Origin of the sequence: Algoriphagus sp., assembly GCF_030694375.1 — a bacterium.
GTDB lineage: Bacteria > Bacteroidota > Bacteroidia > Cytophagales > Cyclobacteriaceae > Algoriphagus.
Map to the genome: position 1 here is coordinate 423,325 of NZ_JAUXYL010000020.1, position 15,220 is coordinate 438,544.

14 protein-coding genes are annotated in these 15,220 nt (G+C 42.8%); 7 read left to right on the top strand and 7 right to left on the bottom strand.

What is annotated here, in order from left to right; genetic code table 11:
* Window positions 1-13 precede the first annotated feature (13 nt).
* Complete coding sequence (gene hutH / locus Q8M62_RS06750) at window positions 14-1,579, bottom strand: histidine ammonia-lyase (RefSeq protein WP_304900779.1); 1,566 nt, start codon at window positions 1,577-1,579, stop codon at window positions 14-16.
* 253 nt (window positions 1,580-1,832) lie between these two features.
* Here hutH and Q8M62_RS06755 point away from each other — a divergent pair, with 253 nt between their 5' ends.
* The 3 genes from Q8M62_RS06755 (at window position 1,833) to Q8M62_RS06765 (ending at window position 4,883) form a co-directional block, all read left to right on the top strand.
* On the top strand, window positions 1,833-2,699 hold the full coding sequence (locus Q8M62_RS06755; RefSeq protein ID WP_304900778.1) for a LysR family transcriptional regulator: 867 nt from the start codon (window positions 1,833-1,835) through the stop codon (window positions 2,697-2,699).
* 214 nt (window positions 2,700-2,913) lie between these two features.
* A complete protein-coding gene (locus tag Q8M62_RS06760) occupies window positions 2,914-3,717 on the top strand; it encodes a helix-turn-helix domain-containing protein (protein ID WP_304900777.1) in 804 nt (267 codons plus the stop codon).
* Window positions 3,718-3,767: 50 nt separating this feature from the next.
* Complete coding sequence (locus tag Q8M62_RS06765) at window positions 3,768-4,883, top strand: glycoside hydrolase family 16 protein (protein ID WP_304900776.1); 1,116 nt, start codon at window positions 3,768-3,770, stop codon at window positions 4,881-4,883.
* Between the two features lie 17 nt (window positions 4,884-4,900).
* Here Q8M62_RS06765 and menD read toward each other — a convergent pair whose 3' ends face one another.
* The 3 genes from menD to Q8M62_RS06780 are packed head-to-tail and all read right to left on the bottom strand — an operon-like array spanning window position 4,901 to window position 8,222.
* Window positions 4,901-6,628 (bottom strand): 2-succinyl-5-enolpyruvyl-6-hydroxy-3-cyclohexene-1-carboxylic-acid synthase, encoded by a 1,728-nt coding sequence (gene menD / locus Q8M62_RS06770; RefSeq protein ID WP_304900775.1) that lies wholly within the window; start codon window positions 6,626-6,628, stop codon window positions 4,901-4,903.
* Window positions 6,586-7,803 (bottom strand): chorismate-binding protein, encoded by a 1,218-nt coding sequence (locus Q8M62_RS06775; RefSeq protein WP_304900774.1) that lies wholly within the window; start codon window positions 7,801-7,803, stop codon window positions 6,586-6,588. The genes menD and Q8M62_RS06775 overlap by 43 nt, the downstream gene beginning before the upstream one ends.
* Window positions 7,800-8,222, bottom strand: coding sequence for a hotdog fold thioesterase (locus Q8M62_RS06780; protein WP_304900773.1), 423 nt, complete (start codon window positions 8,220-8,222; stop codon window positions 7,800-7,802). The genes Q8M62_RS06775 and Q8M62_RS06780 overlap by 4 nt, the downstream gene beginning before the upstream one ends.
* A gap of 53 nt (window positions 8,223-8,275) precedes the next feature.
* On the opposite strand from Q8M62_RS06780, the gene Q8M62_RS06785 reads away from it, so the two are divergent.
* Window positions 8,276-8,905 (top strand): histidine phosphatase family protein, encoded by a 630-nt coding sequence (locus tag Q8M62_RS06785; RefSeq protein ID WP_304900772.1) that lies wholly within the window; start codon window positions 8,276-8,278, stop codon window positions 8,903-8,905.
* On the opposite strand, the gene Q8M62_RS06790 is transcribed toward Q8M62_RS06785, so the two are convergent.
* The 3 genes from Q8M62_RS06790 to Q8M62_RS06800 form a co-directional block, all read right to left on the bottom strand.
* Window positions 8,895-9,305 carry a hypothetical protein gene (locus Q8M62_RS06790; RefSeq protein WP_304900771.1) on the bottom strand — a complete coding sequence of 137 codons (411 nt, stop codon included), beginning with the start codon at window positions 9,303-9,305 and terminating at the stop codon, window positions 8,895-8,897. The genes Q8M62_RS06785 and Q8M62_RS06790 overlap by 11 nt on opposite strands.
* Window positions 9,306-9,405: 100 nt before the next feature.
* Window positions 9,406-10,176, bottom strand: a complete 771-nt coding sequence (locus tag Q8M62_RS06795) for a zinc ribbon domain-containing protein (RefSeq protein WP_304900770.1) — start codon at window positions 10,174-10,176, stop codon at window positions 9,406-9,408.
* Between the two features lie 3 nt (window positions 10,177-10,179).
* Window positions 10,180-11,280, bottom strand: a complete 1,101-nt coding sequence (locus Q8M62_RS06800; RefSeq protein WP_304900769.1) for a Nif3-like dinuclear metal center hexameric protein — start codon at window positions 11,278-11,280, stop codon at window positions 10,180-10,182.
* A 40-nt stretch (window positions 11,281-11,320) separates the two neighbouring features.
* Here Q8M62_RS06800 and lpxK point away from each other — a divergent pair, with 40 nt between their 5' ends.
* From lpxK to Q8M62_RS06815, 3 genes are all read left to right on the top strand, one after another.
* Window positions 11,321-12,367, top strand: coding sequence for a tetraacyldisaccharide 4'-kinase (gene lpxK, locus Q8M62_RS06805; protein WP_304900768.1), 1,047 nt, complete (start codon window positions 11,321-11,323; stop codon window positions 12,365-12,367).
* Window positions 12,364-14,334, top strand: a complete 1,971-nt coding sequence (locus Q8M62_RS06810; RefSeq protein ID WP_304900767.1) for a putative porin — start codon at window positions 12,364-12,366, stop codon at window positions 14,332-14,334. Before lpxK ends, Q8M62_RS06810 begins: the two co-directional genes overlap by 4 nt.
* Before the next feature lie 152 nt (window positions 14,335-14,486).
* Window positions 14,487-15,098 (top strand): tRNA-(ms[2]io[6]A)-hydroxylase, encoded by a 612-nt coding sequence (locus Q8M62_RS06815; RefSeq protein WP_304900766.1) that lies wholly within the window; start codon window positions 14,487-14,489, stop codon window positions 15,096-15,098.
* Window positions 15,099-15,220 lie beyond the last annotated feature (122 nt).

A 15,220-nucleotide genomic window follows, 5' to 3' on the forward strand; every position in this document is an offset into this window, starting at 1 on the left:
TCTGTGAGCTTTTTTAATAGCTAAATAGAACGCTCCATTCCGTCTCAAAAGCCAAACCTTCCGATTCAGCCACCTGCCTTGCCAAAGCTACCAATTCTCCACTCTTGACCAGATCAATAGCAGTTTCCATGTCCTCGTAAAGAATCCGATCGGATACTACCGGATCAATGTCTTTTCGCACCCGCTCATAGATCGCTGTCAGAATTTTGCCTGACTTCATAGGCGCATGATAATCCATCGCCTGAGCAGCATAAAAGAGCTCGATCCCCAGGATTTTCTCCACATTGCCAATCACCCGCAGCGCTTTTCGGGCTCCGATACTTCCCATGCTGACATGATCTTCCTGCCCAAGGGAAGTAGGAATGGAATCTGCCGATGCAGGAAAACAAAGGCCTTTATTTTCTGAAGCCAGAGCCGCTGTAGTGTATTGAGGGATCATCAGGCCTGAATTTAACCCCGTTTCTTTCAGTAAGAGTTTGGGTACTCCAGGCGTATCACCTTCGATGGAAAGGTAAATTCGGCGATCAGAAATATTCCCGAGCTCTGAGGCAGCCAAACAGGCATAATCGAGGGGCAGAGCAATGGGTTGCCCATGAAAATTTCCGCCGGAGATGGTGTTTTCAGCATCAAAAACCACGGGGTTGTCCGTCACAGAATTTATCTCAGTTTCAATACAGTCTTTGAGGTGAAGCCATGCATTCCAACTTGCCCCATGCACCTGCGGCATGCAGCGAAGGGAGTATGGATCCTGAACACGCGCGCAATTGAGATGCGAATTGACGATTTCGGATTCGTGAAGGAGATTCAGGATAGTTTGAGCTACATGTTGGTTTCCCACAAATGGACGCAATTGATGTAATTCTGCTGTAAATGGCTTGATCGAGCCCATCAATCCTTCAATCATCATCGCGCCCGTGATATTGGCGTGGGTCAGAAGGTTGTGTAGCCTATCCACTATTTTGACACCAAAAGCTGCCATAAACTGCGTCCCGTTGATCAAGGCAAGCCCTTCTTTTGGACCCAAATGGAGCGGAGACTTCTCAAGTTTTTCCAATACCTCCCCGGCTTTTTGAATGGACCCTTTGAAGTGGACTTTTCCCAAACCGATCAGGGGCAAAAACAAATGGGAAAGCGGCGCCAAATCTCCTGATGCCCCGACAGAACCTTGTTCGGGAACAACCGGGATCACCTCATTTTCTAACATCCAAAGAATTCGTTCCAGCGTCTCCAACCGAATTCCTGAAAACCCCTGGGCTAAGGCTTGGATTTTCAGCACGAGCATCAAACGAGAGATTTCCTCAGGTATGTATTCGCCTACTCCGACAGCATGGCTTTTCAGGAGATTTTCCTGCAAAGTTGTCGTGTCTGCTGACGAAATTCTTGTGGTGCAGAGTGGACCAAAACCCGTATTGATGCCGTAGACGGCTTTTTCACCCTGAGCGATTTTTGCGACAGCATCCGATGAGGCTTTCACCTTTTGAATGGTTTCATGACTAAAAACTCCATTGATTTCTTTTCTGGCAAGCCTCAGAGCGATGGAGGAGCTGAGGAGGTCTTGGCCGTAGTTGAAGGTTTTCATGGTTGTGAGAAATCCTTTGAGGTTTTCAGAAACCTCGAAGGATTAATTACGCTGTTAGAATTTCCGAATTGTGAAGATACAAACCGGGGCAGAATCAGAACTTTTCGGTCTGTGGGGAACACATGCAAAGGCATAAATTATATTCTAAAACCTTCGAGGTCTTCAAGATCTCAATGGTTTATTCAAAGTTACTACTTCTTTTTGATGCTTATTGATACTATTTTTGTCAATATTCAATAACTGGTAAGCATCAATGGAGCTCAGGCATTTACTTTACTTTCAGGCAGTGGCCGAAGAGTTAAATTACCGGAAAGCTGCCGAACGGCTGTATATTTCCCAACCAGGACTCAGTAGACAGATCAAGCAGTTGGAGGAATTGTTGGGAGTGCAGCTTTTCGAGCGGGATAAAAAACACGTTGAATTGACCGTAGCAGGGGTATATTTTAAGGATGAAGTCGATTTTGTAATCAATCATCTGGAGTCCGCTAAAAACCAATTGAAGCTGATTAATTCAGGGAAAGTAGGGGAACTTCGAATCGGCTTTCTGGGTTCGGCGTCCAATCGGGTCTTGCCTGATCTGTTGACAAAGCTCAACTCGGAGCAACCCTTGATCACCACAAGTTTGGAGGAGCTGAGCAATTCGGCTCAAGTAGAAATGATCCAAAAGGATAAGCTGGATATGGGTTTTGTCCGATTGGCTTCTGTTCCCGATGATTTGGTGATGAAGCCGGTTTTGAGAGATTCATTTTCCTTGGTCGTTCCTGAAAGTCATCCGATTCCTGTTCAGGATTTTAAATCTATTTCCCAGTTTCGGGACGATTCTTTCATCCTGTTTTCGAGTGATTACTCCAATTATTACTACGAGCAGATTTTGAGTATTTGTAAGGATTCCGGCTTTTCGCCAAAAATCCGTCATAAATCGGTTCATGCACTGACGATATTTCGATTGGTGGAAAATGGATTGGGCGTGGCGATTGTTCCGACTTCCCTGAAAGAGGGCTATGACCTGAAGGTGCGGTTTATGGAAATTCCCGGAATCCCACAGTTTACCGAGCTTTCAGTGATTTGGAAGCCAGTAAATCGCAACCCTGCTCTGATCAAAGTACTACCTCTAATTTAAAAGATTGGGTGGCCAAATTTTCCAATCCTTGTGCTGAGCGGAGCCGAAGCATTGCAATTTTTGAATTTTCAAATTTTTCAATCGCATCGCAAATTCCCCTATTTTAACCCGAAAATCAAATGTCGGGCGAATGTCGGGTTAAAACCGACTCCTGTACGTTCAAAGTCAAAATCTAATCCCAGATCTTGCCATGGTTAATCAAAATCTACTACTTATGAAGCAACCGGAATTGGGCAGAAAAATCTCTGAACTGAGAAAAGCCAAAGGACTGACGCAGGAAGAACTCGTCGAAAAATGCAACCTGAACGTGCGCACGATTCAGCGCATCGAAGCAGGGGAGGTGACTCCAAGGAGTTATACAATAAAGGCATTGTTTGAAGCCTTGGACTTCAAGTGGGAGGAACTTAAAAATGGCTTCGTGGATGAAGACAAAAAAGTCCCGGCATACCTTTACTTTGCCTTCGCAGCAGGATTGATTTATTTTTTTCTGGCCTTTTTCGAAATAGGGATGGAATACGAATGGATCGAAAACGGACCCAATGCTGATGCTTCAGCATTTATTGGTGTAAAAATCGGCACCTTCCTCACTTATGTCGCCTTTTTATATGGATGGATTAGACTGGAATCTTTCATCCCGAATTTGATTCTGAAAATTTCGCTTTGGACGATGATCGGAGCGAATCTGATCTGGTATTCAATAGATTGCTATGGACTTATTACGGGTCAATTGACTTTGGAGGATTACTATTTAGTTAAGTTGATTTCCTTTGGCTTTTGTTATGCCTTCATGGGAATTGGATATCTCACTTACAAAAAGGGCTGGTCTAACATTCCGCAAATCGTGGGTGCTTTGGGACTTGTCGCCGGAATCTTGATATTCTCAGGAGTAGGAGTGATTTTTGGACTTATTCCATTGACACTTTTCGAAATAGGGCAATTGGGATTAATGATCTGGGCAATAAATAAAATCGGGAGATCTTCTTCTCCCGATTTCAACGCCGAGCGTATAGTCGCCTGACTTTCATCTTAAGTTATATCCGATTATATTCATGGCATAATTCACACGTCATGATTCGGGGAATTCAATTACTTAGCCTCTTTTTTAGCTTGATCTTATTTTTCTCCTGCTCAGAAGATCCCACAGATGATCCAAAAAAATTGCCTGATAACTTACTTGTTTCCGTAGATTTTCTCGGAAATGGACTTGTCAAAGCCAATTTCACAGCAGATGATGCTGTTTTTTTTAAAGTGAATTTCGGTTCTGCTGGGGAGTCATTGCGAAGAGTTGATGGAAATTCAGCTACTCATACTTACACCCAAAGAGGCGAGTTTATTCTGGTGGTTCAGGCACATTCTTCTGAGACCGATTTTGTGGTTTCTTCTCAAACAGTAAGCTTGAATGCCGCCGCCTTGGGTTTGGATCCAAATACAGGATATACCAGTCCATCTAATTATGAAGGGTATAATTTAGTTTGGGCAGATGAATTCAACGGTTCAGTGCTTTCCTCTGATTGGATATTTGAACTGGGGGATGGCTGTCCGAGTCTATGTGGATGGGGAAATCAAGAGCTGGAGTATTACAAAAAAGAAAATACAAGCCTGCAAAATGGCAATCTGACCATCACTGCCAAACGGGAAAATGCAGGGAGCAGAAATTATACCTCATCAAGGCTGATCACCAAAGGAAATAAATTCTTCACTTATGGCAGAATAGATATCCGGGCAAAACTCCCCAAAGGACAAGGTTTGTGGCCTGCGCTTTGGATGTTGGGCGAAAATATCTCTGAGGTAAGCTGGCCGAAGTGTGGAGAGATTGACATCATGGAAATGATCGGTGGCAGTAAAGACAACCAAGACGGGACAGTCCACGGGACAGTTCATTGGGACAATAACGGAAACTATGCAAATTATGGAGGGAGCACCAAGTTGCCCTTTGGGATCTTTAATGATGAGTTTCATGTCTTTTCGATCAATTGGGATCAGCAAAAAATCGTGTGGCTGCTTGATGGCGTTCAATACCATGTCATAGACATCACTCCTCCGGGCTTGGATGAATTTCACAAACCTTTCTTTTTTGTCCTAAATGTGGCCGTGGGTGGAATCTGGCCCGGTAGTCCTGATGCAAGTACAGTTTTCCCTCAGGAAATGAAAGTAGATTACATCCGGGTTTTTCAGAAGAAATAAACGAGCCGATAATTCAATCAGGATTCATCCAAGACCGCTCTAATCTTTCCTTTAATTTCCTTCAAAAGCTCCGCGTTTTTGGAACTGGAAGTTTCAATTTCAAGGATTTTTGGGTGGATAGAGGGTTCATAGAAGTCGCTCAATGAAGTTTTTAATTCCTCCATGCTCGTCACTTTGAGGTAGAAAAATCCAAATTCTTCCGCAAGATGATTTGCGGAAAGCTGCTGTTTGGTTTCAAAAAACTCCTCCAATTCAGGTTGCTTTGCCGGGCCTTCAATCAGGCGGAAGATTCCACCCGCATGATTGTTCAGGACCACAATTCGCAAATTGGGAGTAGTGTAATTGTGCCAAAAGGCATTGCGATCATAGAAGAAGGCCATGTCTCCAGTGATCAGGGTGACCGGTTCTTTGGTTGTAAAGGTGCATCCCACCGCTGTACTGTTCGAACCGTCAATTCCGCTCGTGCCCCGGTTACAGATGATTTCCTGATTTCGTTTCCCAAGAAAATTAACATAGCGGACCGCCATGCTATTAGCCAGGTGAATTTTAGAAAACGGGGGTATTTTTTTCAGTAGAAAAAATAAGGCAGGATACTCGCCAAATTCAGTGGTTTCGAATACTTGAGGGAGAGCCTGATTAACCTTAGTTTCCAAATTACTCCATTTTGAAAAAAAATCCTGACTTTGAACAGGAAGATGTAGAAGGAGCCAATTCAAAAATGAAGAAGGGGAGCAAGCCAAAATCCGGGTGAGTCGCTGGTAGGTGTCTTTGGCTTGACCATCTGGCTGAATATGCCAGTGAGAGGTGTCCGATTTTCTCAGAAATTGCTTCAGTGACTTCGAGATCACCGATTTGCCAAAGCTGATCACCAAATCTGGGGCTAATTCTTGGAGAATATTTTCATACCCAAGCCAATGATCATGGAGGTTGATGCAGTGATCTCCCTGCAGGTTGGATATAGAATCTGTAATTACTACGGCCTTTTTGTTATTTGCCAATTCATTCAAAAGCGATTGAATCTGTGCATTTGGTTTTTGTTGACCGGGAACGATTACAAGCCGCTTGACTTCATTCAGTCTGTTTTTGATATGCTTTAGACTTTCCTCGCTGAGTTGAGTTTGGCTGGTGACGCTTGTAAATTCACGCGGATGATCCGGGAAAACAAACTTCTCAGCTTCTGCAGGATAAAAGGGCTCACGAAGTGGAATATTAATGTGGACCGGACCTGCTGGAAATTGCTTGGAAAGATTAATTGCTTCATTTACGATTCGTCCGGCATGCCAAATTTGGGCTTCATTTGAAAATGAATCTGGAAATTGGAAGCTTTTTTTAACATGTTTGCCATAGACATCCGCTTGAAAAATCGTCTGTCCATCCCATTGATCAACCCATTCAGGTGGTCGGTCTGCTGTCAGAATTAAAAGTGGAACCTGTTGGAAAAAAGCCTCTGCGATTGCAGGATAATAATTTAACGCTGCCGAACCAGAAGTACAAACCAACACCACCGGCTGTCCGAGTTGCTGGGCCATCCCAAGCGCCATGAATGCAGCCGAACGTTCATCGGAGATGGTTCGAGCATGTATATCAGGATGACGTACAAATGCCAATGTCAAGGGAGCACAACGCGAACCCGGAGAAAGGATAGCATGTTCGATTCCTTTTTTTGCGCAAATTGCGACAAGGTCTAAGATGGGCTGGATAATCAAGTGGATGGTGTTTGGATGAATTTTCCGATGATCTGGCATTTGAGTTCAGTTTCCTCCCATTCTTTTTCGGGATCAGAATCTTCTGTCACTCCTGCACCCGCATAGAGAATTGCCTTTTCCCCTTTGAATGAAGCGGTTCGGAGATTTACAAAAATTGATGTTTCTCCTTCAATATTTACCGGGCCTAGAAATCCCGCAAAAAATGAGCGGTCAAAACCTTCATTTTCTTGCAAGAATTCATGTGCTTCTTTTCTCGGCATCCCGCAAACAGCAGATGTCGGATGTAATAAATCCAACATGACAGAGCCCAACTGAGGAAATCTGGTGGCCTTCATGTCTACTTTAAAGTCAGTCCTGAGATGAAGGAGATTTCCGGCCATGATTGTTTTGGGGCCATGCTCTTCGTATTCCCTCAGACGGATCTTTTTAAAGCAGTCCACAATATAGCGGCATACCAAAGCCTGTTCCTCGATTTCTTTCTGTGTCCATGCCGCTGATTTGAGAGGATGTTCACCAATTGCTTTTTGAGTTCCGGCAAGGGCCATGGTGTAAAAATGGTCACCCCCCGTTTTGATCAAGGTTTCGGGGCTGGCCCCAATCCAAGTGCCTACCTTGGGAATGTGGAAAAAATTAACAAAGGAATTGGGGTAAGCTTGAAGCATCTGTAGAAGTGCATTTCCAAGATCAAAATTTTCCGGAACTGAAATCAACTTCGTGCGGGCGGGGACTACTTTTTCAAGCTTTCCTGCATCGATCGCTTCCACTCCATGCTGAACAAGACGCATGAAATGACTCTTTTCATTAGCCTGAAGATTTTCAGAGCACGAAGCTTCAGATTTTTTTCTGACCAGGTGATTGATCGCGGCTTTTATGGAAGTCAGTGATGGATCTTCGGAAGATTTGACCCACTCAGGCAAATCCTCTTTTACTGTTTCCTGATCAAGGATAAAGCTAAAATATCGGTTTGACTTGATGAAATAGGCCTTTTTATCTTCCTGATCTGCAAACGGATGGACGATAAACCCCGGTGGAAGCTCCTCAAAACCTAAATCTACTTTGTAAGGGATTTCTTGGTCGTCCAGGAGAAATTCCAGTTTTTTAGATAGGGGTTTCCTCCAAATCGCAAATGAACCACCTGAGGTAAAACCCTTAAGAAAAAGGAAATCCAAAATTTCGGATTGAGTCGTGCCTGTTAAACTTGCCGTTTCGTTCATTTTTTTTCTAAAATGGCCATCGTCATTCTGCTAATGCAGCACAACTGGTTTGCTTCATTGAAAATTTTTATCTCCCAAACCTGTGTTGTCCTTCCGATATGAATAGGTTTAGCGACGCCTTTCACAGTTCCTTCTCTTACTGATTTGAGGTGGTTCGCATTGATTTCCAATCCAACACAGCTAAATTTTGTGAGATCTAAAGTGAGCGATGAAGCCACGCTTCCCAATGTCTCGGCCAAAACAACATTTGCTCCCCCATGTAACAATCCCATAGGCTGCTTGGTTCGATGATCTACAGGCATCGTAGCCTCAAGATAATCTTGACCAATGCCGGTAAATTCTATACCCAAATGATTCACCAAAGTTTCTTCTCTCGTGAAATTGAGTTGATCAAGGGATGGTTGAGATAGAAAAATCATTAAAATATGGGCTGAATAAAGTTTATTTGGACTCCGAACAAAAATAGAGAAACTTGAATCTAAAAAAAATTTACCTGGTCAGACACGGGCAAACTGACTTCAATCTCCAAGGAGTAGTGCAGGGTAGTGGAATAGACGCCCCAATTAATGCGACGGGCCAAGCACAGGCTAATGCCTTTTTTCAATCATACAAGGATGTCGCTTTTGATCAGATTTATCACTCTGCACTGATTAGGACTAAGCAATCCATTCAGCAATTTATTGACTTGGGAATTCCCACAAGGGCATTGTCAGAACTCAACGAGATCTCTTGGGGTGACTACGAAGGTACGCCAATGACTCCTGAAGAAGGGGAGTATTATCGCCACATGCTGCATCAGTGGCAACAGGGGAATTTGGATTATGCAATAGCTGGGGGGGAAAGCCCAAACAAGGTAGCTGAGCGAATGAGAAGGGGGATTGAAATAATCTTAAATGGTTCAGGTGAAAATATCCTCGTATGTATGCATGGAAGGGCAATGCGGATTTTCCTTAGCCTTATTCTTAACTACGACATGAGGTATATGGATCAGTTTGAGCACAATAACCTGTGCCTTTACCAGCTTGAACAGTTATCGGATAACACCTTTACGGTTAAAAAATTTAATAGCCAAGAGCACCTTATGACTTTGATTAAGACTTAGAAGTTTTTGCTGCCTTTTTCTTGGCGGTAAGTTTCTCCTCATACATGGAGAGGTATGATTGGTATAGGTTTTTGTTTTCTGTCAGATCAAAAAGTCGGAAGGCAAGGTGTTGGAGTTGGATTTTATTCCCGTCTTGGAGGTTGATAAGAAATTCCCCCAGAAAACACTTATCGAAATCGCAGCTTGGGATCTCAATTGTCAAGGCCAATTCGGAATTCCCGGAATAATGCTTGGTGGTAAAGAAAGAAGAAAATTGGGATTCAATTTCCCTGATCGTGGTTTTGCTTTCTTTTAATTCTTTGCTTTTGAAAATCACCAAAAAAGTTTTGGATTCGGGATCCTTTGCGAATACCGAAACGCAGCAGAGCATGGCAAAAAGAAGTGTTACAATTTTTTTCATAGCATCAATATAGTGTTTATGCTTACGACAAAGCAAAAAAAATGGACACAAAAAAATCCCCGAAATTTTATTTTCGGGGATTTCTATAAAATTCTATCAATTAAGCCTTAGCGGATCTTCTTTTGGTCTTTGTGTTTTCCTCCTCAACTTCATCTTCTACCCCTGCTAGGATTCGTCCACAATGCTCGCAAACGATAAGTTTTTTCTTCTCTCGGATGTCCGCTTGTCTTTGAGGTGGGACAGTGTTGAAACAACCTCCGCATGCACCTCTTTTAACCATAACTACACCAAGACCATTCTTGGCATTTGCTCTGATTTTAGTATATGACTTTACAAGTCTGTCATCTACTTTTTTCATCGCTTTGTCTCGGTCAGCCTGAAGTTTGCCTTCTTCGGATTCGCTTTCGGAGACAATGGTGTCAAGCTCATTTTTCTTTAAATCAAGATCTTTTTGGCGATCTTTCATTAAATCATTCAGCTCTTCCAAATCGACCTTCTTCTGATCGATTTTCATACCAGCTTCAGAGATTTTCTTTTTAGAAACCTGTATTTCAAGATCTTGAAGTTCCAATTCTTTGGTGATGGCATCGTACTCACGATTGTTTCGTACGTTCATCTGCTGGTCCTGATACTTTTTGATCAGCTTTTCGGACTCCTTGATGTTTTCCTTAAAACGTTTGATTTCGTCCTCGAAAGATTCAATGTCAGTTTTGAATTTGTCGAGTCGGGTTTCGTAGCCTGCTATCTCATCTTCAAGATCTTGCACTTCCTCAGGGAGCGCTCCTCTTACTTTTACGATGGCATCTAGTCTTGAATCTATGAGTTGAAGGTTGTAGATAGCTTCTAGTTTTTGTGCTACTGTACTTTCCATGTACTATCGGTAGGATGTGGGATTAGTAACTACTTTTGTCAAATAGAGTGCAATATTAGGGAAATTTTGTGACAAATGCTCCCCAAGTAATTCTTTTGTGAAAATTTCACTCTCGTAATGTCCGATATCGCAAAGGATGAGCTGACCTTCTGCGTCAAAAAACTCGTGATACTTTACGTCAGCCGTGACAAAAACGTCTGCACCGCATCGCTTGGCGTCTGAAAGAAGAAAAACTCCCGCCCCTCCGCAAACAGCCACCTTACTTATTTTTCGGTCAATCAATGCGGTATGCTTGAGTATCCTGAGGTTCATTTTTTCCTTTAGATAATCTAAAAACTCATGCCCGTCCATTGGGTTTTCCAATTGACCGATCATTCCTGCCCCAACCTCCTGATTTTCATTTTCTAAGGTGCTAAGATAGAAAGCAACCTCTTCGTAGGGATGCACTTTCTTCATGGCCGAAATTACCCGGCTGCTTTGGTAAGAGGGTAAAATCACCTCTATTCTCACTTCCTTTTCAAATTGCGGAACCCCCGGTTTTCCGATATGTGGTTTTGCATTTTCAGAAGGAGTGAAGGTGCCCATTCCTTCCACCTGGAAGGAGCAATCTTTGTATTCACCGATTTGCCCGGCTCCGGCCGCAAAAACTGCGTCCAGTACTTTTCCTTTATCTTCCAAGGGGACAAAGAATACGAGTTTGTTGAGGATTTCCTTTTTTGGCTGGAGAATTTTGGTTTTAATGAGCCCCAGCCGGTCGCAAATTCGCTTATTTACCCCCATTGCCACATGGTCCAGATTGGTGTGGATGGCAAATATGGCGATGTCATTTTTGATTGCTTTGATCACTGTCCGCTCCACGTAATTGCGTCCCGTTAAACTTTTCATCCCCTTAAACACGATCGGGTGATGGGCAATGATCAAATTTGCGCCTAAGCTAATAGCTTCGTCTACCACAGCCTCTGTACAATCAAGTGAGCAGACCATGCCCTTTAATTTAGCATTTCGATCACCACAGATCAAGCTTGCATTGTCGTAGTTTTCCTGATACGCAGATGGGGCCAACTGTTCCAAACAAGAAATAACATCCTGAATCCTGTATCCCATAATTTTTCTTTTCTTTGGTCAAAAATAGCAATTCCTGACGATGCCGTGGTATGCCTTTCTTTTTGCTCCTTTTGCACTGATATTTCGGGGTATCACTGAGATCCGTAATTTTTTGTATGATCGTCAAATTCTCAAAAGCTTCAAATCTCCCATTCCCACCCTGATCGTGGGAAACCTCAGTATAGGAGGGACAGGCAAGACTCCAATGGTTGAATTTCTGATTAAAAATCTGAGAGATGAAGTTAAATTGGCCAGTCTCAGCCGGGGTTATGGGAGAAAGACTAAAGGATTTATTCAAGCAAAAGGAGAAAGTGAGCCCTCAGAAATTGGTGACGAGCCACTCCAGATCTATCGAAAATTCGGTGCTGAAATCCCTGTTTTTGTAGGAGAAGATCGGGTCTCCGCTTTGGAGAAAATTGCGCACCGTATTCCAATGACCGACATTGTCGTATTGGATGATGCCTTTCAGCACAGAAAGTTGAAGGGGGATTTTTATTGTTTGCTGACTCCTTTTGGGTCCCTTTTTACAAATGACTTCCAATTGCCCATGGGTCGATTGAGAGAAAGTCGAAATGGCGCCAAGCGAGCTGATTTTATTGTCGTGACGAAATGCCCTGAAAAGCTGCCCCAGGCACAAAAACAAACAATCAGGCACGAGTTAAAGCCATATATTAAACCTGAAACTCCTGTTTTTTTCTCAAAGATCGGCTACGGAAATCCATACCCACTGGATCACCCTGAACCCATGCGGGAGCCAATTATCCTGATTTCGGGTTTGGCCAATGACCTTCCTTTGATTTCTTATTGCAAAAGTCGATTTAAACTGTTGGATGTTCTAACTTTTCCAGATCATCACCAGTATCAAACCAGTGACCTGAACAAAATTCAAGAACTGGGGGACAAACACAAAAGTGAAAGGCCCGTTTTACTCACTACAGAAAAAGATGCAGTCAAACTTAAATCTTTGTCAAATCGGGGATTTTTGGGGGAAATTCCGATTTTTGTGCTTCCCATCGAAGCAAAATTTGAAGCAGAAGACAAGCAAATGTTGCTCAGTCGCATCCGGGAAAAATTCATAAAAAAGTGATCAGGAAAGGTTTAGTCTTCGTGTTTCTATTTTCTTTATTGGGACTCCAGGCTCTTGTTGCCCAGCGTCCGATCCCACAACGGCCAATTCCTCAGGGCCAAAATACAGGAGTGGGCCAAAATCCCAGACAAGTTCGTGAATTGACAGAGCAGGAAGGACAAGAAGAGACTGATGGCAGAAGACCACTTTTGGACGACAGCACCCGACAGGTCTATGGGCCAAAAACGTCACTTTATTTTTTCGAAAAAGACCTTAAGCGTAACCGACTCCAACTTTACGAGCAAGACACGCTTTTGAATAATTTCCATAATTACGATCCTGTAGCTAAAACAAATTGGAAATATCAAGACCTCGGGAATATTGGAACTGCTGCAAAACCGGTATTCTATGAAGTTCCGGAGTTAATTGGACTCAGCTCTGGATTTCACGGCTATGATTTGTATTTCCGGGATCCGGCAAAACGTAGGTATTTTGATACCAAATCCCCATTCACTGAGATGTCTGCATTTTTTGGTGGAGGAAACCGGAATATGCTTGACCTCGCTTTTGCGCGAAATGTGACACCTCGCTGGAATCTTGGACTGGAATTTAACACACAAAGAGTCCGAAAAACCCTTAATCCTGTGAAAAGAGATGATAATATGGCGGAGCAAAATGCCTATTCATTTCACACCAATTACCGGTCAGAAAATGGTCGATATTGGCTATTGGGTTCATTTTCCAGAATGAAGCATGAGGTTTCCGAAATAGGAGGCATCATCCCTCCGGAAGTAGATCCTACCTCGCTTTATTTCACGTATGAGGATGCTAAAGTTTGGCTCCAAAACTCACGTGCCAGAGACTTGAGGCAGGATTATCATGTATATCATGAATACAAATTGGGCAATGGCCTTCAGATTTATCACACGCTGGACCGAAAAAACCAAAATATTCTTTTTGAGTCCGCCCTGAATTCCTCAGACTCGCTCTTTTTCAATCGGGAGAGGCTTAATGATCAGCAAGACACTACACTTAACAAAAGTGATTTTGCAGAGTGGAGAAATGAGGTCGGTGTAAAGGGTTCCTACAAGGGATTCTACTACAATGCATTCACTCGGTATAGAAATGGAAGAATGGAAAGTCCTTTTTTCCCAACTAAAAGACAGTCCTTCAACGAGCTGTACATCGGAGGGGAATTGATTGGTAAACTCTCTGAAAAGTGGTCAATCAGTGCAGATGGTGAATATTTGATTCCTGGAGCTTTTCGTATTCATGGCTTATTTGTTTCCCCTTGGCTGGAATTAGAATATACTAAGGCACTTTACAAGCCTACTTCGCTTCAGCAAATTTATTATGGCAATCACTACCAGTGGGATAATGATTTCAATAACATAGGCGTAGACCAAATCAAGGGCAGAATCAAAGTGGATTTGGATCGCCTGAGCTTGAGACCGAATGTGACCATCAATAGGGTAAACAATTACGTATTTTTTAACGAACAAAAAATTGCCACCCAATCCTCCGGGGAGGCATTTATGCTGATGCCGGGACTAATTGCCAATGTGCAGATAGGAAAGAAATTCCGACTTGATGCAGAGATAGTCTACACAGAGGTGACTGGGGCAGGAGCGGATAATTTCAGAATTCCCCGGTTTTTTGGAAATACCAGATTCTATTTCGACAGTCCGATGTTTGACGAAAATGTGTTTGTACAGCTGGGGATTGACATTCGATATAAATCTTCCTATTTCGCAGAGGCCTATAATCCTTCCTTCCAGCAGTTCCACCTGCAGAATACCTTCGAAGTATATGCCTACCCTGTGGCAGATTTATTTCTTGATTTCCGAATCAACCGAACTCGGGTGTTATTCAAATACAACCATCTCAATGCAGGGTTTATGCGGCAAGAGGGGTATTTTGTCACCCCTGATTACACTGGCTACAAATCCTTTTTGGACTTGGGGATTACTTGGTATTTGTTTGATTGAACAGAGATTTGATTTGAACAAAGGGCCACTTCTAAATTCGATATTTTGCATTCGGTTTTTGAAATTTCAGAAATAATGACATTGAATTTTGAACATCGAATATCGAAGACTTTACACTATCCGAAATCCGAATTCACAAATCCTAACTTCAGATGACTTGGGAAGAAAGCACCAGACAAAAAATGCTTCACCTGAAGCTGCCGACAGATCCACGATGGGTGGGAATAGCAGAAATGCAAATCGAAGAGATCTTGGTGGATCATGCCTATTGCGAACAAAAGGCAGCTTCATCCTGTATCAGTTTGATTCTTCGGTTCAACGATTTGGATGAATTGGTAGATACTCTGACCCCGATTGTCGCTGAAGAATGGGGACATTTTGAGCGGGTTTTGGAACAGCTAAGGAAACGTGGGATGAAATTTGGATTTCCCCGCAAAGACGATTACGTGATCAAGCTCAATGAATTTGTCAAAAAAGGGGGAAGTCGCATCCAACATCTTACGGAGCATTTGCTGATGAATGCACTGATCGAAGCGCGGAGTTGCGAACGGTTTAAACTTCTCTCCAAAAACATTGCTGATCAGGAACTTCAAAAATTCTATTATGAATTGATGATTTCAGAAGCAGGACATTTTGTGACTTTTATCGAGTTGGCAAAAAAGTACCAGGATCCCGAAAAAGTCAATGAACGATGGAAGGAATGGCTGGACTATGAGGCCAAGGTGCTGAAAAACATGGTAGTTCGGGGTGATCGGATGCATTAAGGCTAGATTCATCTGTGATGAAGAACTTTGATATATTCAACCACTTTGATGGTTTTAGTTGAGCATTTAGTTAAATATTCCTTTTCAGATCACCATTTCTACCGTATTTGCTTATTATTAAT

Bases quoted from the DNA above. Each gene is read 5' to 3' on its own strand.
- Q8M62_RS06760 (WP_304900777.1), top strand. From the start codon at position 2,914: ATGAAGCAACCGGAATTGGGCAGAAAAATCTCTGAACTGAGAAAAGCC.
- Q8M62_RS06765 (WP_304900776.1), top strand. From the start codon at position 3,768: ATGATTCGGGGAATTCAATTACTTAGCCTCTTTTTTAGCTTGATCTTA.
- menD (WP_304900775.1), bottom strand. From the start codon at position 6,628: ATGCCAGATCATCGGAAAATTCATCCAAACACCATCCACTTGATTATC.
- Q8M62_RS06775 (WP_304900774.1), bottom strand. From the start codon at position 7,803: ATGAACGAAACGGCAAGTTTAACAGGCACGACTCAATCCGAAATTTTG.
- Q8M62_RS06790 (WP_304900771.1), bottom strand. From the start codon at position 9,305: ATGAAAAAAATTGTAACACTTCTTTTTGCCATGCTCTGCTGCGTTTCG.
- Q8M62_RS06755 (WP_304900778.1), top strand. From the start codon at position 1,833: ATGGAGCTCAGGCATTTACTTTACTTTCAGGCAGTGGCCGAAGAGTTA.
- Q8M62_RS06815 (WP_304900766.1), top strand. From the start codon at position 14,487: ATGACTTGGGAAGAAAGCACCAGACAAAAAATGCTTCACCTGAAGCTG.
- Q8M62_RS06780 (WP_304900773.1), bottom strand. From the start codon at position 8,222: ATGATTTTTCTATCTCAACCATCCCTTGATCAACTCAATTTCACGAGA.
- Q8M62_RS06795 (WP_304900770.1), bottom strand. From the start codon at position 10,176: ATGGAAAGTACAGTAGCACAAAAACTAGAAGCTATCTACAACCTTCAA.
- Q8M62_RS06800 (WP_304900769.1), bottom strand. From the start codon at position 11,280: ATGGGATACAGGATTCAGGATGTTATTTCTTGTTTGGAACAGTTGGCC.
- lpxK (WP_304900768.1), top strand. From the start codon at position 11,321: ATGCCGTGGTATGCCTTTCTTTTTGCTCCTTTTGCACTGATATTTCGG.
- hutH (WP_304900779.1), bottom strand. From the start codon at position 1,579: ATGAAAACCTTCAACTACGGCCAAGACCTCCTCAGCTCCTCCATCGCT.